The organism is Chryseolinea sp. H1M3-3 (assembly GCF_029360725.1).
Classification (GTDB): domain Bacteria; phylum Bacteroidota; class Bacteroidia; order Cytophagales; family Cyclobacteriaceae; genus Chryseolinea.
This window is the reverse complement of record NZ_JARKMY010000001.1, coordinates 1,147,401-1,172,283: the sequence shown is the minus strand read 5'-3', so window position 1 is coordinate 1,172,283 and position 24,883 is coordinate 1,147,401. Positions and strand designations below refer to the sequence as shown.

21 protein-coding genes are annotated in these 24,883 nt (G+C 40.8%); 12 read left to right on the top strand and 9 right to left on the bottom strand.

Annotation, left to right across the window (positions count from 1 at the left end; all coding sequences use genetic code 11):
• Nucleotide 1: 1 nt before the first annotated feature.
• The 5 genes from P2W71_RS05010 to P2W71_RS04990 form a co-directional block, all read right to left on the bottom strand.
• Nucleotides 2-958, bottom strand: coding sequence for a pyridoxal-phosphate dependent enzyme (locus tag P2W71_RS05010; protein WP_276367883.1), 957 nt, complete (start codon nt 956-958; stop codon nt 2-4).
• Between the two features lie 68 nt (nt 959-1,026).
• Nucleotides 1,027-1,845 (bottom strand): hypothetical protein, encoded by an 819-nt coding sequence (locus P2W71_RS05005; protein ID WP_276367882.1) that lies wholly within the window; start codon nt 1,843-1,845, stop codon nt 1,027-1,029.
• A gap of 106 nt (nt 1,846-1,951) precedes the next feature.
• The gene (gene htpG / locus P2W71_RS05000; RefSeq protein ID WP_276367878.1) at nt 1,952-3,856 is read right to left on the bottom strand and encodes a molecular chaperone HtpG; all 1,905 of its coding nucleotides are present in this window, start codon (nt 3,854-3,856) and stop codon (nt 1,952-1,954) included.
• Between the two features lie 159 nt (nt 3,857-4,015).
• Nucleotides 4,016-4,459: a hypothetical protein gene (locus P2W71_RS04995; RefSeq protein ID WP_276367875.1), complete on the bottom strand. Its 444-nt coding sequence runs from the start codon at nt 4,457-4,459 to the stop codon at nt 4,016-4,018.
• 113 nt (nt 4,460-4,572) lie between these two features.
• Complete coding sequence (locus P2W71_RS04990) at nt 4,573-5,037, bottom strand: DUF4293 domain-containing protein (protein ID WP_276367872.1); 465 nt, start codon at nt 5,035-5,037, stop codon at nt 4,573-4,575.
• A gap of 86 nt (nt 5,038-5,123) precedes the next feature.
• Here P2W71_RS04990 and truA point away from each other — a divergent pair, with 86 nt between their 5' ends.
• The 3 genes from truA to P2W71_RS04975 all read left to right on the top strand — a co-directional run bounded on the left by truA (nt 5,124) and on the right by P2W71_RS04975 (nt 8,495).
• Nucleotides 5,124-5,870: a tRNA pseudouridine(38-40) synthase TruA gene (gene truA, locus P2W71_RS04985; RefSeq protein WP_276367869.1), complete on the top strand. Its 747-nt coding sequence runs from the start codon at nt 5,124-5,126 to the stop codon at nt 5,868-5,870.
• A gap of 42 nt (nt 5,871-5,912) precedes the next feature.
• A complete protein-coding gene (locus tag P2W71_RS04980) occupies nt 5,913-7,685 on the top strand; it encodes an ABC transporter ATP-binding protein (protein WP_276367866.1) in 1,773 nt (590 codons plus the stop codon).
• Nucleotides 7,686-7,754: 69 nt separating this feature from the next.
• Nucleotides 7,755-8,495, top strand: a complete 741-nt coding sequence (locus P2W71_RS04975; RefSeq protein WP_276367863.1) for a hypothetical protein — start codon at nt 7,755-7,757, stop codon at nt 8,493-8,495.
• Here P2W71_RS04975 and P2W71_RS04970 read toward each other — a convergent pair.
• Nucleotides 8,478-10,292, bottom strand: coding sequence for an ABC transporter ATP-binding protein (locus P2W71_RS04970; protein WP_276367859.1), 1,815 nt, complete (start codon nt 10,290-10,292; stop codon nt 8,478-8,480). The two genes, P2W71_RS04975 and P2W71_RS04970, sit on opposite strands and share 18 nt — an antisense overlap.
• Before the next feature lie 184 nt (nt 10,293-10,476).
• On the opposite strand from P2W71_RS04970, the gene P2W71_RS04965 reads away from it, so the two are divergent.
• Together P2W71_RS04965 and P2W71_RS04960 are read left to right on the top strand one after the other, a co-directional pair.
• A complete protein-coding gene (locus P2W71_RS04965) occupies nt 10,477-11,103 on the top strand; it encodes a WbqC family protein (protein ID WP_276367856.1) in 627 nt (208 codons plus the stop codon).
• A 110-nt stretch (nt 11,104-11,213) separates the two neighbouring features.
• Complete coding sequence (locus tag P2W71_RS04960) at nt 11,214-13,754, top strand: ATP-dependent Clp protease ATP-binding subunit (RefSeq protein WP_276367854.1); 2,541 nt, start codon at nt 11,214-11,216, stop codon at nt 13,752-13,754.
• A gap of 36 nt (nt 13,755-13,790) precedes the next feature.
• Here P2W71_RS04960 and P2W71_RS04955 read toward each other — a convergent pair whose 3' ends face one another.
• Together P2W71_RS04955 and hemW are read right to left on the bottom strand one after the other, a co-directional pair.
• The gene (locus P2W71_RS04955; protein WP_276367851.1) at nt 13,791-14,159 is read right to left on the bottom strand and encodes a hypothetical protein; all 369 of its coding nucleotides are present in this window, start codon (nt 14,157-14,159) and stop codon (nt 13,791-13,793) included.
• Nucleotides 14,160-14,228: 69 nt separating this feature from the next.
• Nucleotides 14,229-15,365, bottom strand: a complete 1,137-nt coding sequence (gene hemW, locus P2W71_RS04950) for a radical SAM family heme chaperone HemW (protein WP_276367849.1) — start codon at nt 15,363-15,365, stop codon at nt 14,229-14,231.
• 65 nt (nt 15,366-15,430) lie between these two features.
• On the opposite strand from hemW, the gene P2W71_RS04945 reads away from it, so the two are divergent.
• From P2W71_RS04945 to gldN, 7 genes are all read left to right on the top strand, one after another.
• Complete coding sequence (locus P2W71_RS04945) at nt 15,431-16,537, top strand: DUF4271 domain-containing protein (protein WP_276367846.1); 1,107 nt, start codon at nt 15,431-15,433, stop codon at nt 16,535-16,537.
• 22 nt (nt 16,538-16,559) lie between these two features.
• Nucleotides 16,560-17,336, top strand: coding sequence for a uroporphyrinogen-III synthase (locus tag P2W71_RS04940; RefSeq protein ID WP_276367844.1), 777 nt, complete (start codon nt 16,560-16,562; stop codon nt 17,334-17,336).
• Between the two features lie 110 nt (nt 17,337-17,446).
• Entirely contained in the window at nt 17,447-18,397 is a 951-nt protein-coding gene (locus P2W71_RS04935; protein ID WP_276367841.1) for a type IX secretion system membrane protein PorP/SprF, read from the top strand.
• A 126-nt stretch (nt 18,398-18,523) separates the two neighbouring features.
• Nucleotides 18,524-19,609: an SUMF1/EgtB/PvdO family nonheme iron enzyme gene (locus tag P2W71_RS04930; RefSeq protein WP_276367838.1), complete on the top strand. Its 1,086-nt coding sequence runs from the start codon at nt 18,524-18,526 to the stop codon at nt 19,607-19,609.
• Between the two features lie 62 nt (nt 19,610-19,671).
• Complete coding sequence (gldL, locus tag P2W71_RS04925; protein WP_276367835.1) at nt 19,672-20,493, top strand: gliding motility protein GldL; 822 nt, start codon at nt 19,672-19,674, stop codon at nt 20,491-20,493.
• A 38-nt stretch (nt 20,494-20,531) separates the two neighbouring features.
• The gene (gene gldM, locus P2W71_RS04920) at nt 20,532-22,130 is read left to right on the top strand and encodes a gliding motility protein GldM (protein WP_276367832.1); all 1,599 of its coding nucleotides are present in this window, start codon (nt 20,532-20,534) and stop codon (nt 22,128-22,130) included.
• A 2-nt stretch (nt 22,131-22,132) separates the two neighbouring features.
• Nucleotides 22,133-23,047: a gliding motility protein GldN gene (gene gldN / locus P2W71_RS04915; RefSeq protein ID WP_276367830.1), complete on the top strand. Its 915-nt coding sequence runs from the start codon at nt 22,133-22,135 to the stop codon at nt 23,045-23,047.
• Between the two features lie 46 nt (nt 23,048-23,093).
• On the opposite strand, the gene uvrC is transcribed toward gldN, so the two are convergent.
• Nucleotides 23,094-24,881, bottom strand: a complete 1,788-nt coding sequence (uvrC, locus tag P2W71_RS04910) for an excinuclease ABC subunit UvrC (RefSeq protein WP_276367828.1) — start codon at nt 24,879-24,881, stop codon at nt 23,094-23,096.
• Nucleotides 24,882-24,883 lie beyond the last annotated feature (2 nt).

The following is a 24,883-nucleotide window of genomic DNA, read 5'->3' as shown; positions in this document are numbered from 1 at the left end:
ACTATCGATACTTGTTGAAAAGTTCGCATGCTTTTTCCAAATCCACATTGCCTCCGGAAAGTATAATCCCCACTCGTGCACCAAAAAATTTTTCCTTTGATTTAAGCACTACGGCTAACGGTACGGCTGCTGATGGCTCAATAACAATTTTGAGTCTTTCCCAGATGAGGCGCATCGCTGCTACTATTTCCTTGTCGGAAGCGGTGATGATTTCAGCGACTTCCGTCTTAATAATATTAAATGTTTTTTCACCTAAAGAGGTTAAAAGCCCGTCAGCAACAGAATTTACCGCAGCTGGTTCGATCTTTCCGCTTTGCATAGAACGAAAAGCATCATCGGCTCCTTCAGGCTCAGCACCAATTACTTTTGTGGTTGGCGAAAAAAATTTGACCGTCAAGGCTGTGCCACTTAACAAGCCTCCACCACCGACCGGACTGACAATTACATCTAGATCTCTTACATCTTCAATAAGCTCCTTTGCGACGGTTGCTTGGCCGGCAATTACCTCATAATTATTGAACGGATGTATCTCTGCTGCACCGGTTTTATTAATAATCCCATGTAGCGTTTCTTCTCTAGCCCGCAGGTTGGGCTCACATAAAAAGATTTCTCCACCGTACCCCAACACGCCCCTTCTTTTCATTTCCGAGGAATTGTTAGGCATTACGATATAGGATTTTATTCCCAAAATTTTCGCTGCACGTGCTACCGCCTGTGCATGATTTCCCGAAGAATGGGTGGCAAGACCTTTGGATCTTTGTTGAGGTGGCAGTTGAAGCGCTGCATTCATGGCGCCCCGTGCTTTAAAAGCGCCAATCTTTTGAAAATTTTCGCACTTAAAAAACAGCTTACATCCCGCCATTTCATCCACCCCAGCGGATGTCATTATTGGCGTACGCTGGATATAAGGTTGAATACGCCCGTATGCTGCCTCAATAGTTTTCTTTTCGGGAATCATAATGAGTTGAATTAAGCCCGAGGTCCAGGACGACGAACTTTGGACTTGTCTTCAGACCTAAATCTAATCTATTTCGCCATTTTGTTATTCCTATATAACTCTTTCCCTTTATCGTTCCATTCAGCTTTTACATACGGCTTGATCGTTTCATCGAATGGCTCTTTGGGGTAGGTAAGTATTTTCTTCCGCTTTCCGTTAGGATAAAACTCAGTCCAGTCCCCCACTTTTTCGTCCCAATGATATTCACCTTGTACCGCCAGCTGCCCATTTTCATGAAAGAAATAGTAGTATCCTTCCTTTTCCCCATATTCAATAGGAGTCATTTCTTTCATACGTTTCCGTTCCTGTGGGTCGTAATAACTGACAAGAGATTCCTTTGGCCAGCCCCGATAAAACCGGTCTTTATCCATCAGGGTGCTATCGCGGTTGTACTTCATCCAACGGCCGTGACGGGTACCCTTGTAAAAAATTCCCTTCTCTAAAACAACTTCACCCTGTCGCTTTTCATAGGGCCCATGAAGCAATACGCCCTTTGACGGATCAAAAGTTGTAGTCTTTCTGATCTCACGACGCGTATAATCATACCAATAAATATCCCGGACGAAAGTCTGAGGTTTTTCGGGCTTTTTTAAGACATAGAAAAGCTCATAAGTAATGCGGTCACCCTGGCCTTTTCGCGTGAAGCCTTTTTTTGTCTTTACGCCATAGTAAACCCTTTTCTTAACCTTCTTCTTTTTCTTATTGCTTACCGGATCCTCTTCTTTTTTAAAATCAAGGCTTGCGGGGGTATCTATGGTGAAGCGTTGTTCTTCCGGGTCACCTTCCTGAGCATAAAGGGTAGCGCTAAGTCCAATGAAAAAGCATGAAAAAATTAACTTCAACGGCATAGGCATCAGTTGATTCTGGAAACGAAGTTACCTAAAAAATATTATTCCGGGGAAGGGGAAAGTCGTCCGATCATCTTTGAATGGTCGGACGACTAGCTCTGTAAATTTATTGAGCGGTAAGTGTAACGCTGCGCTTGATAAAGTTGGTTAGATCAGCGCCGGTAAGCATATTTTGAGAAAGCAATGCAAGATCATAAGCCTGTTTTGCCAACGTAATTTTTTGGTCCTCGTTTTCTGCCTTCAATATTTTTTGCACAATTGCATGGTTTCCATTAATCGCCACATTATAATTATCGGGCATAGATCCCATGAAACTATAACCTCCACCGCCAAGTTTTGCCATATCTTTCATTCTGCGCATAAATTCGCTCATGGTGATCACCACGGGTAATTCATCGGGCGACATAGCCTCTACGGCCAAGGTCATATTTTTATTGTTAATTGCCTTTTCAAAAAGTCCTTTTACCTGGTCCTGCTCTTCCTGGCTCAGCACACTCTCTGATTTTTGATCTTTCTCGATGAGTTTGTCGGCAGTCTCGCTATCTACACGTTTGATTTGAGTCTTCTCTAGTTTTTGTTCGAGACTGTTGATGTAATGACTATCGAGAACGCCATCCAGGTTTAACACATCATAGCCCTTATTCTTCGCAGCTTGTATGAAGCTGTCTTGCTTGCCAGGATTGGATGAATATAGGTAAATCACCTGGTCATTCTTATCAGTCTGATTTACCTTTACCTTTTCACGATATTCGTCAAAAGTAAAATACTGGCCGTCCACATTCTTTAGTAAAGAAAATTCTTTGGCGCGATCGTAGAATTTTTCATCGCTGATGATTCCGTACTTCACGAAAATGTTGATGTCGTCCCATTTCTTTTCAAAATCCTTTCGATCTTTCTTGAACAACTCCGATAACTTGTCGGCGACTTTTTTGGTAATGTGCTGACTTATCTTTTTTACGTTGGCGTCACTTTGCAGATAGCTTCGCGACACGTTAAGTGGGATGTCGGGTGAATCAAGAATTCCATGTAGCATCATTAAGAAATCAGGCACAACATCTTTTACTTCATCAGTAATGAATACCTGACGAGAGTAGAGTTGAATTTTATTTTTTTGAATTTCGAAGTCATTCTTCACTTTGGGGAAGTAAAGGATGCCTGTAAGGTTAAATGGATAGTCAACATTCAGATGAATCCAAAACAATGGATCTTCTGAAAACGGATATAATTCTTTATAAAAATTAAGGTAATCTTCGTCTTTTAATTCTTTAGGTGATTTCGTCCAGAGTGGCGACGGATTATTGATGATGCGATCTTTTGTAACCGTCTTGTATTGAGGTTTACCATCTTTGTCCACTCCATCTTCAACGCTTTCTTCTTTTGTACCGAACTTTACTTCAACAGGCAAAAATTTGCAGTACTTTTCTAAAATCCCTTTCAATCGGAATTCATCCAAAAATTCTTCTGAGTCATTATTGATATGAAGAATAACATCGGTACCACGATCTTGCTTTATTGCCTCGGTGAGTTCAAACTCAGTGGATCCATCACATTCCCAACGGGCAGCTTCGGTTTCATCCGCTTTAAAAGACCTGGAAATAATTTCCACTTTATCTGCCACCATAAAGGCAGAATAAAAGCCTAAGCCAAATCGGCCAATAATATCCTTTGCGTCACCTTTATCCTTGAATTTTTCGACGAACTCTGTTGCTCCCGAAAATGCGATTTGATTAATGTATTTCTTAATCTCATCGGCAGTCATTCCTATTCCTTTATCACTAACCGTAATGGTTTTTTCTTTTTTATCGAACTTCACCTCGATGGTCAGATCTCCCAGTTCACCGGAGAATTCTCCGATCGAAGAAAGTTTTTTAAGTTTTTGAGTTGCATCTACAGCATTACTCACGAGCTCTCTGAGGAAAATCTCATGATCGGAATAAAGGAACTTCTTAATAATTGGAAAAATATTCTCCGTGTGAATGGAAATGTTACCTTTTTCTGTTACTGCTGCCATATTGTACTTGTTTCAGGTTGATGTTTAGATTTTAACTGCAAGGAACGAAAAACCCTGCTGAAGGGCAGGGCTTTCAAATCTTATTCCAACACGGCAAGGGTGTCAGGTTGGCAGAAAAATGTAGTTCAATTCTTCGAAAGGAGAGGGATTATGGGGCCTTCAGCGTTTAAAAACATAACGTGTTATAAAAATTCCGTTGCCGTCTTTTTCTCCTGCATCGCTTTCTACACCACTGGTTACGAAAACTAGGTTCCAACCCTCTTTTGCCATTTCAGAGAGTTTCGAAGAAACCACAGCATCATTTGACGAGATGTTTTGAAAATTTATACCGGCTATACTGTAGAAGTTCAGGAGTTTGGTTTCCTCAAAGTTCTCAATTTTGATGTCTTCCCGTTTAACTTCACCCTGTTCAGATTTTTTTCCATCGGTACGCTCGGTCGTAAGCGGGTGGTAGTCTTCGGGTGTTTTGTGATCCAAAATCCTGGATCGGCCAATACCCATCGGCACGATAGATTCAATGGTAGTTACAATGCGATACTCTTGTGCAGCGACATTGGTCACGATTGATAAAAAAACAATGCAACCAACTAAATATTTTTTCATGATGTTTGGAGTTATAAGCACCTTATACTCAAACATCTGTAAAATAGTTGCAGTAAATTTTTACATCTTAACTACCTTTGTAAGCGTATTTTAAAAACGGAATTTTTTTGGAGCTATCGCAGCCTTTCTGAATCTCTTACTAGTTTCTCATCCTTCCGGATAAAACGATTTGACAGTAAATTGCACAAAACTGCAATACCAGGAAGCCACATGCCCAAGCCATAGGTTCCTCCCTCATGTGCCTTGATCATTTGGCTGGCAAAATATAATGCGGTACCGATGGTTGCGACTAAAAAAAGTGAATTAAGTGCCCCCAGTTTCATCTGCAACATCCTGTTTTTGAACTTACCGATTTCGATAAATGCAATGGTAGCGGATGCAATGGCGAAGATAGCTGTAATCGAATACGGCAGGTAAGTGGTGGTCGGTTGATCCTTTTCAGTAGCGGTATAATGCAGGGCATACAAAACATGCTTCTTTCCCTCTTCATCGATGTGCGCCCAAATCGGAAGGAATATCGAGGCGACAAGGCTGATAATTGCAATAACCAGAAATACAGTTTGGATTCTTTGCCACATAGTGATGTTGCTTTAACTTGCCGCAAAGTAAATAAAATAAATGCTTACCCCGAGCCGCCATTTGATGTCGGTTAATATTTGTCTGGATGCGCTACTTTTTTGAAATCGCTTACAATGGGAAAAATTATGTTGGCTGGCAAAGCCAATTAAATGCTATTGGTGTTCAGGCTGTGGTGGAAGATGCGTTAAGCAAAATTCTTCGCGAGCCTCTCAAGATTTTTGGCAGCGGTCGAACTGACGCTGGCGTACACTGCTCTCAGCAATTTTTCCAGGTTGATATTGAAAAGGAATTTGATTCAGAGCTACTTATACCACGGTTGAACTCATTTCTGCCAAAGGATATATCCATCCAATCTATTAGAAAGGTTAAGCATGACGTAAGTGCACGCCATGATGCAGTGGAACGGACGTACCGGTATCTCATCACGCAAAAAAAGAATCCGCTTTTGGAGGGCTTGGCGTGGCATTATTTTAAGCAGGTTGATGTTGAGACCATGAACCAAGCCGCGGCGTTGCTTTTGGGGGAACATGATTTCGAATGTTTTAGCAAAGTAAAAACAGATGTGAATCACTTTCTTAGTGAGATCAAAAAAGCCGAATGGCAGAAAAAGGGAGATATGTTGGAATTTACAATAACCGCGAATCGCTTTTTAAGAGGAATGGTTAGAGCAATTGTTGGGACACTGTTGAACATCGGCACTGGAAAAACTTCGATGAAAGAATTTCAGTCTATTATTCAGAGCAGGGATCGAAAAAAGGCCGGCGCCAATGTACCCGCGTACGGTTTATATCTCATTAAAGTTAAATATCCACCTCATATCTTTATCCGGTGACCACAATTCGACGTATACACAACTCAGTAAATTCAGTAACCCGTGGAGAAAGAAAAAGTAAGCAGTGGTAATATTATTGATTGGTCGGTACTGTCCAGGCTAATGAGGTTTGTGATGCCTTATAAAGGAAGGTTTATTACAGTGGTTGTACTTACTGTGTTACTAGGCCTGCTGGCTCCGACCCGGCCATTCTTGATTCAATATACATTAGATAACGATGTAGCTAGCGGGAACTACCAGGGCATGGTCAATATGATGATCGTTCTGCTCGGTTTGCTCATTTTTCACTCTGTTGTGCAATATGTCCATACTTATTTATCAGGTTGGCTTGGTCAGCAAGTCATTCGCGACATTCGCTCCAAACTATACCAACACATTGTATCGCTGCGTCTGAAATTTTTTGATAAGACGCCTATAGGAAGACTTGTCACAAGGACGATTTCAGATGTTGAAACTTTATCAGATGTTTTTAGTGAAGGCCTTGCCGCCATGGTCGGGGATTTGCTTCAGATCATCTTTATTTTGGCGTTTATGTTTTCGCAAGATTGGAGGTTAGCATTAGTGAGCTTGTCTACCTTACCCTTGCTTTTGATTAGTACTTACATATTTAAAGAAAAAATCAAAGTCACTTTTAATGATGTTCGAAATGCGGTGTCCAACCTCAACACATTTGTTCAGGAGCACATTACCGGTATGAACATTGTACAGATTTTTGGTAGTGAGAAAAGGGAATTTGAAAAGTTTAAGGAAATAAATGAAGAACATAAACGGGCCAATTTAAAATCCGTGCTTTATTACTCTATTTATTTCCCGGTAGCCGAAATTATCGCTGCGGCTGGAATTGGATTGCTGGTATGGTATGGTGCAAAGGGCGTTATCAATTATGACGAAACCGGAATCACTATTGGAAAGCTGATTGCCTTTATCATGTACATTCAAATGTTTTTTAGGCCCATCAGAATGATTGCCGATCGTTACAACACGCTACAAATGGGTATCGTAAGTTCATCCCGGATCCTGAATCTTTTGGATGCAACGGATGACATACAGCAAAACGGCAAGTATAAACCTGATCATGTTAAAGGGGAAGTTAAATTCAGCCACGTTTGGTTCGCATATAATGACGCGGAATATGTTTTGAAAGACATCAATCTGGATATTAAGCCTGGGGAGACGGTTGCATTGGTGGGAGCGACCGGTGCTGGCAAGTCTTCTATCATCAATTTGTTAAACCGGTTTTACGAAATTAATCGCGGGTCAATTCAGGTTGACGGGATTGACCTTGCAGATTATGAGTTGGGCACCCTTCGTAAAAATATTGGCGTTGTTTTACAAGATGTTTTTCTCTTTTCCGATTCCATCCTTAACAATATTACGCTTGGCAATCCCGAAGTAACAGAAGAGATGGTTTGGCATGCTGCCGACGTGGTGGGCGCAAGAAAATTCATTGAACGGTTGCCAGGTAGGCTTCAATACAATGTGATGGAGCGTGGCTCAACGTTGTCGGTAGGGCAACGGCAGCTCATTTCCTTTATTCGTGCCATGGTGTATAACCCAAAAATTCTTGTTTTAGATGAGGCAACATCTTCCGTGGATAGCGAAACCGAGGAGCTGATTCAGCAAGCGATTGGTAAAATGATGAGTGGAAGAACATCCATAGTAATAGCACACCGGCTTTCAACGATTCAAAAAGCAAATAAAATTATCGTCCTTGATCATGGTGAAATAAAAGAAATTGGACGTCACGAGGAACTGCTGGTTCGGGAAGGATTTTATGCGCAACTCCACAAGATGCAGTATAAAGAGTTTGTTTAAAGCTTAAATCGGTCGGTAACCGGGCCTTAGAAGGTCATTCCGGGGCAAATGCAGTATATTTACTGCGAAATGCACTTTTTTACAAAGGTTACTTTATTCATTTTTTTCCTGTTGAGTGCGGAGTTCGTAATAGCCCAAAAGGCGCGCATTTACAATGGTGGTAAAAGTATGTATACCCGCGAACGCCACAACCATGCTGCCGCACGTGTTAGAGGCGCCAAAGCGAAAACTGTTTGTCCTATTTTTGAGAATAGTAAGTATCCCTACCATGGCATCGGCGTAAAACTGGGTGATCCATTCGCCATTACTTATAAGTATTATGCGAACAAGAAATTTGCCATTGTCGCTGACATTGGCAAGGCTTCCAGCGGTTTGTACAACCGTTATTTTGCGGAGAAATTTTACGAAGAATTGGAGCGCAAAAAATTCATGAATGGAGAGGACTCACTGGAATACTACACGCACAAAGTAAAGTCTGATTTAATAGGTGAAATCAAATTGCTTTATCACGTTAATGTAGAACAGATTTCTCCTGGCCTGCAACTTTATGTAGGCGCCGGATGGGAATGGAAGAGTACCAAAATTCAGTATGACTATACGTATATGGAAAGTATGGGCGATGACAAAAAATTTGGACGGATAGAAAGGTCCCGCCTAACGATGGGCCCACAGGCCGTTGCGGGCATTGAATACGCCAATTTTAAAATACCCATTTCTGCATTCATGGAGTTAGAGTATTTCACTGATATACAAGCTGATCCGGGCTGGAGTCGTTTTGAAGGCGGTGTTGGCTTAAGATACGTTTTCTGATTCAGATTCTTCGGTTGCCGCTGGATCTAGCTGTCCTTGTTTTTCGAAGAGATCCTTATACATACCTTCCTTCATCAGCAATGATTCATGCGTCCCTTCTTCGGCAATAAGTCCATCGACTAAAACAACGATTTTGTTAGCAAGTTTCGCGGATGAAACCCGGTGAGAAATGATGATGGTTGTTCTTCCCTCCATGATCCGTTTCATGCTGTTAAGAATATTGTTCTCCGTTTTGGTGTCAACTGCCGAAAGGGCGTCGTCAAGCATAAGAATTTTTGGTTCACGCACGATGGCACGGGCAATCGATACACGTTGTTTTTGGCCACCCGAAAGTGTAATGCCACGCTCTCCTACCCTGGTATTAAATCCCTGGGGGAATTGCATGATATTTTCGTAAACATCTGCATCCCTAGCAGCTTGAATAACCTTCACTTCATCGGGATTTTTTATCCCAAATCCTATATTGTTAAAAATTGTATCGCTGAAAAGGAAAACGTCCTGAGGTACATATCCAATTTGACTACGAAGTGAATTCAGATTATAATGTGAGATGGGGATATCATCAATTAGAATTTCTCCTTCCCTTACATCGTATAACCGCGAGACTAAATTTGATACGGTACTTTTTCCCGAACCTGTAGTTCCAATAATCGCCAGCGATTCTCCTGGATTGATCGTGAATGAAATGTTTCTTAAAGCCTTAATGCCCGTGTCAGGATAGGTAAAGCTTACATTTCTGAATTCGACCTTCCCTTTTATTTCATGAACCAATTCCTTTTCGGACACTAAACTGGTTTGTGTCTTCAAAAATTCATTGATTCTTCTTTGAGATACTTCTGCACGTTGAACCAGGCTGCTGGTCCAGCCAAGGGAAGTGACGGGCCAGGTTAATAAATTGACGTAAATAATAAATTCCGCAATGTTGCCAAAAGTCAAATTGCCTTTTATAACCTCAGTGCTACCCGCATAAACGGTAAGAATGGTACTTAAACCGATTAAACCCATGATGAGGGGAAAGAACAGGGATTGAACTTTGGTGAGTTTCAGCGATTGTTTTCTATAATAGTCAGTCTCCAAATCAAATCTGCCAATTGATTCATGCTCGCGGTTGAAGGATTTTATGACCCGGATTCCGCTAAAAGCTTCCTGCACAAAAGTTGAAAGCTTTGACTGACTTTCCTGAATTTGTTCAGCGCGTTTCTCAACCTTATTGTTGACCCAGAAAATACTGATGGATAATAACGGCAGTGGGCTCAAAGCGTACCACGTTAGCGTTGGACTAATTTCAAACATTAAGGGAATCAACATCAAAAACAGGGTTACCAAAGTTAATCCATACATGATGGCTGGCCCCAGATACATTCTCACTCGTCCTACATCTTCGGAAATTCTGTTCATCAGGTCGCCGGTGTTGTTTCTTCGATAAAAACTAAGTGGCAGGACCTGATAATGTTCAAAGATTTCATTCTTTAAATCGAATTCTATCAGACGTGACATCACAATCAATGTTTGCCGCATAAAGTACAAGAATATACCGCGTAGAAGCGCCATTAAAAGGATAAGACCGGCATAAATCACAATGCCAAAAGCAAAAACATCAAAAAAATTATTTTGGAGATTTGTGCCTGAAAAGGTCTGATAAACACGAATATTATCGACCACCAAATCAATGGAAAGCCTAACCAATGGTCCGGGAACGATTTGAAAAATATTTGAAATAATTACGAAGACCGTTCCAAGAATTAAGTGCCATTTATATTTAATTAGATACTTATTGAGGTATTTTAATTCTTTCATTAGAAATTTGATGACCCGAGGATAAAACGAAATAAATTTTTAATAGTTCGCAGAAAAGTGAAGGTATAACGACACCAATTGTCTTCCAAAAATAATGTGACGGGTAAAGGTAGTTGGTTAAATACGGACAACTTTTATTTTTTTGTGCAATACTAATAACTTCAAATCTTTCTACAAGAATCTTTTGACAGCACTTATTGAAGCCCACTATCTGCCCTGCATAGCCTACTTTGCCGCCATTCAACAATCAGAGGCGATCCAGCTTGAGCGTCATGAGCATTACGTTAAACAAACTTTTCGCACCCGCTGCTGCGTTCAAACAGCGAATGGTGTGATACAACTGAGTGTACCTGTAACCGCCAAGCATGGGAAGGTACTCATTACGGATGTTCGGTTAGATATGACCCAGAAATGGGTGAATAATCACTGGCGAACCATTCAATCTGCCTACGCGAAAGCGCCATTCTTTGAACATTACGCCGATGATCTTCACGCTGTTTTGTTCAGGAAAGTGGACTTTCTTTATGAATTAAATTACATGTTGCTGTCAATGTGTCTTGGCTGGCTAAAATGGAGTATGCCAATAAAGGAAAGCGGATGTTACCTCCAAACGCCGTCGGAAACTGTTTTAGACCTCCGTTCCGCTATAAATCCGAAAAAATTGGAGCAATGTTATAAATTTTATTACCCCACAATGTATAATCAAGTATTTGGCAATACGTTTGTAGATAACTTGAGCCTTATCGATTTGGTATTTTGTACAGGACCGGAAGCTAGTAAAATCGTTCAAGCCTCATCAATCCGAAAATGAACAAATAGAAAGTCGAGTGTGTTTTTTTATCGTTATTAAATCTTAGAGATTGGGTAGCGTTGAACACACAAAATACTTTACATTTACATTAATCATTTTATTACACTTCTATGGAAGCAAAATTTTCCAATCGTGTCAAGGAAGTTATCTCACTTAGCAGGGAAGAAGCGTTACGCCTTGGTCATGATTATATAGGCACTGAACACCTCGTCTTAGGCATGGTTCGCGAAGGCGAAGGCGTGGCCGTTGGCGTTCTAAAAAAGTTAGGCGTGCCGCTGGATGAACTGCGAAATGAAATAGAAAAAATTTCAAAAGGCACGGCCACACACCAGATTAAAAATTTGGCCAACATTCCCCTGACAAAAGCTTCTGAGAAAGTATTAAAGATTACCTATCTCGAGGCAAAAATTTTTAAAGCTCAGCTCATCGGTACAGAACATCTTCTGCTCTCAATACTTCGTGATCAGGATAATCTGGGAACTCAAATATTAAATAAATTCGACGTAAACTACGAGACCGTCAAAGAAATGTTAGAATATCAAAATGAAGGCCCTATGGCATCCCAGGATACCGACGATCCAGATGATGACTCCTCAAAAATATTTGGAGGCGCCGGCGCTGGCAATCCCGGTAAAGAGAAAAAGGGGGCAGAAAAATCGCGCACTCCGGTACTTGACAATTTTGGTCGCGATCTGACGCGCCTTGCAGAAGACAACAGATTGGATCCAATCGTTGGTCGTGAAAAAGAAATTGAACGTGTTGCCCAGATTCTTTCAAGGAGAAAGAAAAATAACCCAATTCTTATTGGCGAACCAGGCGTAGGTAAAACTGCTATAGCCGAAGGTCTTGCTTTAAGAATCATCCAGAAAAAAGTATCGCGTGTATTATTCGGTAAAAGGGTAGTTACACTTGATCTTGCTTCACTGGTTGCAGGCACAAAATATCGTGGACAGTTCGAAGAGCGGATGAAAGCTGTGATGAATGAACTTGAAAAATCTCCCGATGTCATCTTGTTCATTGATGAGTTACATACCATCGTTGGTGCTGGTGGAGCCTCCGGTTCCCTCGATGCTTCGAATATGTTCAAGCCGGCCTTAGCCCGCGGAGAAATCCAATGCATTGGCGCCACAACACTCGATGAGTACAGGCAGTACATTGAAAAAGATGGGGCACTGGCGAGAAGATTCCAAATGGTGCTGGTAGATTCTACTACACCTGAGGAAACGATACAAATTCTTGACAACATCAAAGAAAAATATGAAGATCACCACCACGTGATCTATACAAAAGAAGCGATTGAAGCTTGTGTGAAACTATCTGATCGATATATCAGCGACCGTTATTTGCCAGATAAAGCGATTGACGTATTAGATGAAGCCGGAGCCCGTGTGCATATAAACAATATCCATGTGCCTGAAGACATCGTAAAATTCGAAGAGGCAATCGAAGAAGTGAAGAAAGAAAAGAATCGGGTGGTTAAAAGCCAGAAATACGAGGAAGCTGCACAACTTCGTGATCGCGAAAAGAAGCTCATTGAACAGCTTGATATTGCTAAGGCGAAATGGGAAGAAAAAACCCGTACGGAAAAATATACGGTAACGGAAGATAATGTTGCCGACGTAGTGGGGATGATGACAGGCATACCTACTAATCGAATTGCCCAGAAGGAAAGCAATAAACTTCTGAACATGGCCGAAGAGCTTAACGGTAAGGTTATCGGTCAGGAGGAAGCGATTAAGAAATTGACCAAGGCAATACAGCGTACGCGGGTGGGATTGAAGGATCCTAAAAAACCAATTGGATCATTTATTTTTCTCGGTCCTACCGGCGTTGGTAAAACTGAACTTGCAAAAGTTTTGGCGACCTATCTTTTCGATAAGGAAGATGCCCTTGTAAGAATTGACATGAGTGAGTACATGGAAAAGTTTTCTGTGTCTCGACTTGTCGGCGCGCCTCCCGGCTATGTAGGATATGAAGAAGGTGGCCAGTTAACAGAAAAAGTAAGACGTAAACCATACTCGGTAGTATTGCTGGATGAGATTGAAAAAGCACATCCTGATGTATTTAATATCCTGCTCCAGGTTTTGGATGATGGAATTTTGACCGATGGTTTGGGCAGACGTGTTGATTTTAGAAACACGATAATCATCATGACTTCCAATATCGGTGTCCGTGACTTAAAAGATTTCGGATCAGGTATTGGTTTTGCTTCGGCAACGAAACGTCAAAGCGATGACGAGAACATGAAGAGCACCATTCAAAATGCATTGAAGCGCGCCTTCAGTCCGGAGTTCTTGAATAGATTGGATGACTTGATTGTGTTCAATTCACTGCAGCGTGAGCATATTCATAAAATCATTGATATTACGCTTCGTAAATTGTTCGACCGTATTATTCAGCTTGGTTATAATGTAGAGCTTAGTGATAAGGCAAAAGATTTCTTAGCTGAAAAAGGATATGACCAACAATTTGGTGCTCGTCCTTTGAACCGTGCCATTCAAAAATATCTGGAAGATCCGGTAGCGGAGGAAATCCTAAAAGGTGAAATTGAAGAAGGCGGCACAATCTTCGCAGATTATGATGGTAAAGGCGAGGTGTTAACTGTAAAAGTCAAAAAGGCGAAAGCCTCTTCGAAAGAGAAAAAGGAATAAAAAAAGCGGGATTAACCTCCCGCTTTTTTTTGAGTTTTAGTTTAAAACAAGCTGTATTAATTCTTTCTGCACATTCCAGTCTTTGGCTAATTTGAGCATTGCGGTAGCTTCCATCTCAGTAACATAACCTTTAAGATTATTAGCCTGCCAAACCATATTGATTAATTCGATTCGCTTTTCTTTTTGGTAATCTCCAATAATGTCGTTTAGGAACAATCGGGCGCGGTCAAAAGCCGTGATATAGTCAGTTGCTACAAAATTCATCGCCCATTGATATTCATCATGTGCATTAAGATCGTTTGCGGTCTTGTCTAAATCCTTCTTTTCCTGATCATCAAGTCCGTGGTAATGGAAAATGACCGATTTCAGAAGCATATATACTTTTTTCTCTTCCACTGATAACATTTGGGTTCTAAAGATGCACAAATTAGCAAGTTTCTGTTACCCTTCCCAATGACTCTCGTCACTGTTTTTCTACATACAGGTCATTGAGAATAAGTCAGCCGCAATTTTATCTGCTAATAATCGTCCGGATTTCGTCAATATGAGGGTTTCATTCGATAGCAAAGCGTGTTTATGATCCACTAACCGGCTAACATAATCGCCATGAAGCTTTAATAAATCATATTGATAGTCCTGGAGAAGTTTTTTGAGGTCGGCTCCCCACGATGTGCGCAGCCTGGTTAGCAAATAGTCGTTTATTTTGTCATCGAGCGTTAAAGGCTCGACGATGGCAGGTATTTTTTGTAACTGAATGGAGTTTAGGTAAAGGTGGTTATTGCTGATGTTATATTGGCGGCTTCCTCCATCGTAAGAATGTGCACTGGGCCCCACGCCTAAATATTTTTCGCCTTTCCAATAACTGCTATTGTGCTTCGAAACCGACCCAGGTTTCGAAAAATTAGAGACTTCATAATGATGATAGCCTGCCCCCTCCAGTGCGTCGATCAGTAACACCATCTCCTCAGCTGAAACATCATTATCAATAATTTTAATTTTATTACGCGCGGCCCACTTCCCAAAGACTGTTTTTTCTTCAACGGTCAATGCGTATGAGGAAATATGCTCAGGATTTAATTCAATTGCCTGCTGAATATTGTTTCTCCATTCCTCAACATTCTGACCAGGGATTGCATACATCAAATCAATGCTAATGTTTTGAAAACCTAGCTTGCGTGCATTGTGAAAACTTGCTAAGGCCGTTGTAGTGTCGTGGGCGCGATTCAGAAATTTTAAAACAGCATTATCGAAAGATTGAATGCCGATGCTTAAGCGATTGATGCCAATATTTTTTAGTTCCTTCAGTTTTTCAAAATCCAAATCATCAGGATTTCCTTCTAAGGTTATTTCTGCTGAGGCAGATATTTCAAATGTTTGTTCGATGACTTTCAATATTCGATCTAACGCTTCGGCGGACAGTAACGATGGAGTGCCTCCGCCAAAATATATGGTGTCGATTTGTTCGCCCGCCAGATAATTCTGCTGTAAGGCAATCTCAGTAGCGATACCCTCAAGGACTTGAAGTTTTTTACGGGTGTTGGTCGAGAAATGAAAATCGCAGTAGTGGCACGCTTGCTTACAAAAGGGAATGTGAATGTAAATACCAGCCATTTCAATTGTAAAATTACGTCGATTTCAGATATCAAGCCAGAACGCATATTTTTGGTGAAACATTCATGAGACCCTTGATTAGAATATCATTATTACTATTGCTGCTCCTAGCTGACCAGGCAGTAAGCGCGCAGAATTTTTTTGTCGTCAGTGATTTACAGTCCGAGTGGCAGATATACGAAGGCGAACGTTACATTCCTTTTGAAGCTGACAAAGGAAAAATAACAACAATATATTTTGGGCTTGAACCATCGCAATTGAAAGGCAACGTGCTGCGTATTGAAAGTAATGAGCCCTATACAATTTTTGTAAACGGACAACTCTTTACAAGCGGCAATGCAAGATTCGACGTGCGTGTTGACAGCTTGCAGCAGATCTACAAGGCACCTGTGTTATTGATAGGAATTCATCAGGAAAAAATAAGGCCAGGCGGTTTAAGGACGGTCATCCTTTCATCTTCTCCAATCAAATCTGCATCGGCCGAAGTCCCGATGCGCTTTTCATTTTTTCGCGATTTCGTGATTGTGGGAATGTTGATATTGGTCAGTGTGCTTATTATTGTTGTTCAACTGAATCCAAAATTAGCCTCGGATTATTTTTCGATTATTAAAATGTTTTTTTCGCGTGAAGGCGAAGACAGTCAAATGTACTCACGCATTACCAGCAGTATTAATTTTCTCTTTTACGTGTACTGTAGTTTAATGATCGGTTATTACTTGATGATCATTTTCAGATTCATTCCGCATCAGTACGTTGTCGCCTTAGGATTTCAGTCCGATACATTTGGGGAGGCAATGTTTTTATGGGCTAAACTGAGTGGAATTATATTGGCAATTGTTTTTTTTAAAGTTGTTTTGGTGTATTGTTTGTCGATTTTATTTGGCTTCACCGAGATTGCAGGCCTGCATATTTTTAATTGGATTAGACTGCTTTTAATAATTTTTGGATCATTAACGCTCCTGTTGTTTTTCTATTTTATCTCGCATGGGCAGAATGAAAATTTTCATATTGTATTATTAAAAATCATTTCGTGGCTGTTGATAGGTTGGATGTTTCTCATCGTTATTAAACTGAGTAAGCGGATGAGTCACTCGATGTTTCATTTATTTTCGTACATTTGTGCCACAGAATTAATACCCTTATTAATTACAATAAAGGTTCTTTACAACTAGCCCGATTTCGTTACGCGAAGATATGAGTGAAATTGCAACTGACAGGATGCGGAAAGTAAAGAGTATCCTAGTGACTCAAGAAGCCCCCGCCGATGCTAATTCTCCTTACTTGAAACTGGCAGAGAAATTCAATTTAAAAATTGATTTCAGACCGTTTATTCAGGTCGAGCCCGTTCCCGTTAAGGAATTTCGAAAGCAGAAAATTGATATTCTAAATCATACTGCGATCATCTTTACCAGTAGAAATGCTGTAGATCATTTTTTTCACATCTGTCAAGAATTAAAAATCGAGATGCCTCCAGAAATGAAATATTTCTGCATCTCTGAACAGACTTCAAATTACCTCCAGAAGTACATCGTTATTCGCAAGCGTAAAATTTTTACTGGCCTTAAGACAGCGCAAGACCTTTTAGAAATTTTAAAAAAACACAAAAACGAAAAATACCTTTTCCCCTGTTCGGATATCCGCAAGAATGATATTCCCGATTTTTTAAAGGATGGCGGATACAATTATACCGAAGCAATAATCTATCATACGGTTGCTGCGAATCTTTCTGATTTGAAAGAAGTATATTATGATATCCTGGCATTTTTTAGTCCTTCAGGTATCAATTCCTTGTTCGTAAATTTTCCGGACTTCAAACAAAATAATACGAGAATCGCCGTATTCGGACCCACCACTGCCAAGGCAGTTCGTGATGCTGGTTTAATCCTTGATATAGAGGCTCCGCTACCCAACGCACCATCGATGACAGGTGCTCTGGAGCTGTACATAAAGAAGGCAAACGGCATCAAATAACTCGTTCATTTATTGAATTTTAGAAAGTAGCCTATTTTATTACACTTTAATTACATTCCTTGAAAGTGTCGTGAAAAAGCGCTTACTTTAACTTCTACTTTTTAATCTTAATGCTGAAAAGGACTTTTTATACCCTTGTGCTATCCCTTTTTGGAGCCAGTGCTTTTGCACAGCAAGATGCGCTCTTTACACAGTACATGTTTAATAACTTATACCTCACTCCTGCATATGCGGGTGTCGATGGCGTTACTAGACTGCAGGCGATTCACAGGAGCCAATGGATTGGGTACCAGTCCAGCTTTGGAGATGGTGGCGCACCGACTACAACCATGGCAAGTTTTACTACGCCTATCTACAAATTACGAAGTGGTTTTGGTGCTTATATTTTACGTGATCAACTCGGTCCGCAAAATAATCTTGAAGCCCAAGTATCATATGCTTATCACCTTGGTATTAAAGAAACCAAATTAAGTTTCGGTGTGAAGCTTGGAATTTATTCGCAGACGATTAACGGAAAATATTATAGATATATACAAGAAGGAGATCCGTTGATCGTTGAAGGTAAAGAATCACAGGTGAGACCTGATATTGGTCTGGGTGTATTTTATCGTACTGAAAAATATTATGCAGGCGTCGGATTTAATCACTTGCTACGATCAAAATTTGATTTTGGCGCAGACAGTGTACGGGGCGCTCTTGCTAATCATATTAATTTTACCGGAGGTTATTTTTATGAAGTGAGTTTTGATTTGAAGGTGCAGTTCAGCACCAATGTTAGAACGGATCTCAACAAAACGCAATTTGATTTTGCAGGAATTGCTCACATCAAAGATACGATGTGGGGAGGTTTGGCGTTTAGAAGTCAGGAGGCGGTTGGTTTGTTGTTAGGTTATAGCCTTTTAAAGGACAAATCATTAAAACTGGGATCAGCTGTGGATTTTATTATATGGGATCGTGCAGCTAAAGAAAACTTTTCTTTAGAGGTAATGTTGAGTTATGACCTACCGGTCAATCCGGGCAGCGGTAAAAAAGTCGTTCGAACCCCTCGGTATAGGCACTAACCGACAATTGGTTTAAGGATCACTAAGAATTTGTGGAATTTGTAAATAGTTTCTCAAGAATAAAGGAGAATAAATAGTTAACTTTTTAATACGAAAATTAGCGTAGACAAACTGAGCAAAAGAAGTATGAATAAAGGAGTTGTTTCTAAAATACTTTTAATTCTGGCGGGAGCCGGAGTCAGCGCTTGTGGGTTACTTGGCCTAGGCGGTAACAAGGGCGGCGATCAAGGCGAACTTGTTGGCGTTCCAGGACGTGAGGGTTGGGTGATGACCATTCCCTTCGGTATGGTGCCAATTCCTTCAGGTACTTTCCACATGGGGCAAGCTGATGAAGATCCTGCTTCCACGCAGATTAATTTTAACAAGCAAGTTACGATTGGTTCATTCTTCATGGATGACACTGAAATCACAAATAACGAGTATCGTCAATTCACCAACTTCTTTTTAGTTGATAACGGAAGCATCGAAGGTTTTGAAACCGTAGATGCTGAAACGTTCCGTCAAAAATACTATCCTGATACAGCTGCCTGGGTTAGAGATTTTGCGCACCACATGGGTGACCCTATTCAGGATTATTATTACTGGCATCCGGGTTATGATGATTATCCTGTTGTAGGCGTTAACTGGGATGCTGCTGTATTCTTTGGACAATGGAGAACTGCATACCTGAATGATTACAGAAAGAGCGTAGGTGACTTCCCTATGCCTGCATTCCGACTTCCTTCTGAAGCTGAGTGGGAATATGCGGCCCGTGGCGGTCGTGACATGGCGAAGTATCCATGGGGTAATCCATACATCCGTAACTCAAAGGGTTGCATGCTGGCAAACTTTAAACCTGGTCGTGGAAATTTTTATGACGATGGTTTTGCATACTCATCCCCTGTTCAATCTTATTTCCCTAACGACTATGGTCTCTATGACATGTCAGGAAATGTGTCGGAGTGGTGTTTAGATGATTTCAACCCTGCTTCTGTTCCAACAGTTTGGGATTTGAATCCTCAATACATCGACCCTAGAACAAATCCTGAGAGCGCTAAATACAATCCACGTGTTCCACCTAAAAAGGTAGTGCGTGGTGGTTCTTGGAAAGACGTTGCTTATTACCTCGAAACAGGTACAAGAACGTACGAATTCAAAGATTCAACTCGTGCGTATATCGGCTTCCGTTGCGCATTGACTCACTTGGGCCGCTCTTCAGGTCAGGAATTTTAATTTTTTTAATTTCTATATTTTTTATTTTCAAACATCAAAAGGCAATTTAAACCATCACTACAATGAGCAAGAAAAAAGGCGGATTTGTTGAACTTCTCTACAAAACCATAATGCCAAAAGTCTATGGTATTGGTGCGGCAGTCGTAATTATTGGTGCTTTATTCAAGATTCTCCACTACGAAGGTGCTGACCAGATGCTATTTATTGGATTAACAACTGAAGCTGTTATATTCTTTCTAAGTGCTTTTGAACCACCTCATCAAGAACCGGATTGGTCAAAGGTTTATCCTGAACTCGGCGAAGATTATGAAGCACCTGCTGTACCAACCAGAATTTCTAACAAACCTGGCGTGTCGTTAACGCAGCAGTTAGACGTATCGTTAGAAAAAGCAAAGATAGGTCCCGAGCTTTTGGATAGCCTAGGCAAGGGGTTGAATAACCTGGCGGAATCAGCAAAGAAAATGAATACGCTTTCTGATGCAGCGGTAGCCACAAATGAATATGCAGGCAACGTAAAGAAAGCATCTACCCAACTTTTAGAAATGAACAAGTCGTACGATGTAGCTATTAAGGCTGTATCCAGTATGTCGGAAGCTTCTAAGGATGCAGGTGAATATCATTCACAAGTTCAGAAAGTAACAAAGAATCTTGCTGCTTTAAATTCTGTTTATGAAATGGAATTGAAAGATGCAGATAGCCATGTTAAGAATATGAACAAGTTCTATGAAAGCTTAACAGGTGCAATGAATGGATTATCAAAAGTTGGCGACAATACTGCCAAGTTTACAAGCGAGCTTGGTAAGCTGACTGATAATCTGACGTCGTTAAATAAGGTGTATGGCAGCATGCTGACAGCCATGAAAGGTGGCGGACAAAACGCATAATTTATAAAGGTTTCTAACGTTTAAACAAAAAAATCAACATGGCAGGTGGAAAAGAAACCCCGCGTCAGAAGATGATAGGCATGATGTATCTCGTGCTCACTGCGTTGCTCGCCCTTCAGGTAAGTAATGCGGTACTCGAGAAGTTTGCGATCATCAATGAAACGCTCTCCGCATTAATTGAAGACGGTAAGAAGAAGAGTGAGCAAACTTTGGCAGCCATTATAGAAGAAGCTGGTAAAAGCCAAAGTGCTAATGTGGTAAGTGCTAAAGAACGCGCACAGAAGGTAAGGGACTTAACTAAAAGTACCCTGGAGAGTATAGATGCATTGAAACAAAAAATGATCAAGACTTCTGGTACTGATAAAGTGGATGAAAGAGTTATTAATGATCACAGTTCTAAAGTAGCTGCGATGATGATTGACCCTAAGTCTAATGAGCAAGAAGGAAAAAAGTATGAGAAACTTTTAACGGATTACGTTAAGCAGCTAAGCGATCTTTCAGGTATTAAAGACTTTGATAAGCTGGCTAAGCCGCCTAAGGAAATCCCTTTGTTTGCAAGTGATGATGATCACGTGCGTAAAGATTACTTGACATTTACGTTTGAAAACACGCCTGTAATTGCCGCGCTTGCGTCAGTTACACAGACGCAAACTGAGATCTTAGAGTATGAGGCACGTGCCTTGGATAAAATTCGCGAAGAAGCCGGAGCAGATAGAATTAGCTTCGACCAATTTGTTCCAATGGTGAGAGCAAAATCTTCGGTTGTAGCGGCTGGTGCCAAGTACGAAGCTGAAATGTTTTTAACAGGTTCGTCAACAGCTATCCTACCTGAGTTTTACAAGGACGGCTCAAAACTTCCTGTTATTGAAGATAAGACAGGTGTAAAAATGGGTAAGGTTGAATTTACTGCGCAAGGTGGTGGATACGACTCTCATGGTTTTGCGAAAAAATCATTCAAGGCTGAAATCAAGATGAACGATAGAACGTTTACAGAAAACATTGAATATGAAGTGGCGCAACCAACTATTCGGGTTACAACCGGTAATGCACCGACACTTTATATGAATTGTGGTAACACGGTTTTTATCGAAGTGCCCGCATTGGGAACAGCTTATAACCCAGCATTTTCGGCCGGTGGATCAGCTGAAATTATTAAAGGTGACAAACCTGGAAGAGTTACCATCATCCCTAAGCAAAGAAAGATTTCTGTTGCTGTTAGTAACGCAGGTACCGCTATCGGAAATCAAGGTTTCGATGTGAAAAATGTACCAGATCCTCGCTATGTAGCCTATGTGGGTAATAATCCGGTGGATCTGAGACAAGGTATACGTGCTAATCAAATCGGCGCCCTCCGCATTGTGGCTGAACCAGAGGCTAACTTCAAAGAAGAAGTACCAAAAGATGCACGCTATAGAATTAAGAGAGCGGAAGTTATCTTGGGTCGCGGAACCGCAGGGGTTCAACGTATGAATGCAACTAACGAAAACCCTGACTTACGCGCTTGGACTAGTCAAGCCAGACCAGGCGACAGAGTTATTATTGATATTAAAGATGTTTCTCGCAGAACTTATAAGGACGAAGAAGAAAAAGTAGTACCTAAAGGTTCAAGCGGTATCATTCAGATCCCTATTAACTAAACATGATGAAGAAGTCACTATTCATAGTATTACTTTCCTCGGCGATGAGTGGGGTAATGGCTCAAGAGGTTCAGGATTTGGAAGTACAATACAATCCGAACTCCCTTAATCCAATACCAGTATATGAACAGCATTACAAAGTAAGAGTGTGGAGAAACATTGATCTGCGCGAAAAACAAAACAAAGGTTTTTTTGCCAAGAACGGTGAGGTCAGCAAGCTTATTGTTGATGCAGTTAAGTCTGGGGAATTAACGGATGTATATCAGAACGACTCTCTCACGACGAAACTCTCCAAAGAGGATTTTCTGAGCAGGTTGGTATCTGAGCAGGCACAGACTTTCCCTGCCTGGAGTCCCACGCAGACATTTTATACAGATGATATAGTGACTCACAACGGAAGGAACTACCGTGCTGTTCAAGATAGCCAGGGAGTTACGCCAAGTGAAGATGCAACAGACAATTGGGCCGCGACAACGCAAGGTAGCGGCTTGGAGTATTCTATCATTGACATGAGTACACTTCATTTAATGGAAGACATGATCTTTGACAGAAGACGCTCAAGGTTGTATTATGATATTCAAGGGATAGAGATTATCGTCCCGGGATCAAAAACCACTACGGGGATTGATCTTTCGCTCGGATGGTTCAAGTATAAAGATTTGGAAAAACTGTTCCGGAATAATATTCCAAAAGCAGTTTGGTTTAACAGATTAAACACAGCGCAAAACAAAAATTTTGCTGATGCAATTCTGTTAAGATTATTCCAGGGAACGATATACAAGGTTCAGAACCCTGATGACGAAACGATCGATGATACATACCGTGGCAATGGCAGACCTTATCGTGAGGGTGTTTGGGCTCGTGAGTGGACAGAGATGATGCTCATGGAAAAAGAGCACAACCTGTGGGAATTCTAAAAAATATTCTGACACACAAAAAAAGGGGGACTACAATCTCCCTTTTTTATTTCTTAACGATTTCGGCTTTCTTCGTTCCTATCAGCGTTTCAATTTCTTCAAATGACGCTTCCTTGATTTTCTTAACGGATTTAAAATGCTTAAGGAGTTTCATTGCGGTTTTTTCCCCTATTCCCTCCAATCCTTCTATCTCCGTTTTCAACTGGCCTTTGCTTCTTTTTTGCCTGTGAAAGGTAATTGCAAAGCGATGCGCCTCATCCCGTATGAATTGAAGTAAAAGAAGCCCTTGAGACTTCTTGTTGATGTGCAATGGGAAGGGATCTTCTGGATAATAAATCTCCTCTAACTTTTTTGCGATCCCGATAATCGGCACCTGGCCATAAACATTCAGTTCCTTCAGCGCTTCACATGCACTGCTTAGTTGTCCTTTACCCCCATCCACCACAATTAAGTCCGGAAGTTTAGCAGCTTCTTCGAGAATTCTCTTGTACCTGCGCCACACAATTTCCTTCATGGAGGCAAAATCATTTGGGCCTTCTACGGTTTTTATATTGAAATGGCGATATCCTTTTTTCTCGGGTTTGCCATTCACAAAACGCACCATAGAAGCGACGGGTGTAGTGCCTTGGAAATTCGAATTATCAAAACATTCTATAACGCTAGGAAGATGTTGAAGCTGCAGATCTTTTTGAAGTGTAAGCAATACTTCGATTTGTTTAGACTTTTTTCCTTCGCGAAGTATTTCCTTTTCTTTCTTTAACTCCAATGCATTCTTGATCGACAAGGCCAATAATTTTTTCTTATCGCCAATTTTCGGAATTACATTTTCTATGTTGTCTTGCGGTACAACGATAGGGATGTTGGTAAACACCAGCTTATTATCACTGTTTCGCTGTTCGCGGAGTTCCCATACGGAAAAGCTTAACAATTCGTCATCGGGCTCGTCAAGTTTCTTTTTGAGCTCAACTGTTTTCGAATAGATAATGGATCCTTCTTTTATCTGAAGATAGTTTACATATGCATATTCTTCAGTGCTTGTAATGGTAAACACGTCGATATCGGTAAGTTCGCGATTTACGACAAGTGACTTTGCCTGAAATCGTTCAAGCGTATCAAGCTTTTCTTTATATCGCTGCGCACGTTCAAATTCCAGATTGGCAGAGGCTGTTTTCATGTGGGTATTGAAATACTGATATACAATGGTCAGATTACCTTTAAGAATATGCCGCGCTTGTTCGATTTCTTCCCGGTAAGATTTTTCATCATAAAAGTTTTCACAAGGGCCTTTGCAATTGCCCAGATGATATTCAAGGCAAACTTTAAATTTCTTTTGTTCAATGTTTGTTTCGCTGAGCAATAAGCTGCAGGTTCGGATGGAATATAGTTTCCGCGTGAGCTCAAGCACATTTTTCATTGCTACTACACTCGAATACGGACCAAAATATTCTCCTTGTTCTGGCAAATATTTTCTGGTGTAAATGATTCTCGGAAATCGTTCTTTCAGAATGCAGATGTAAGGAAATGTTTTGTCGTCTTTAAGAAGTATGTTATACTTTGGCTGATTCTGCTTGATGAAATTGTTTTCAAGTAAAAGCGCATCAAACTCTGTATTGGAAACGGTATAATCTATCCTGGCAATTTCAGAAACCAGTCGTAGTGTTTTGCGATTAATCCCAGAGCTTTTGGAGAAATAGCTGCTAACCCTTTTTCTGATGCTTTTGGCTTTGCCAATATAGATCAAAACATCATCCTGATTATAGAACTTATAAACCCCTGGAGAATCGGGTAAACGTTGAACGACATCTTTCAGCCGGTCATCCACATCCGCCGCCATGA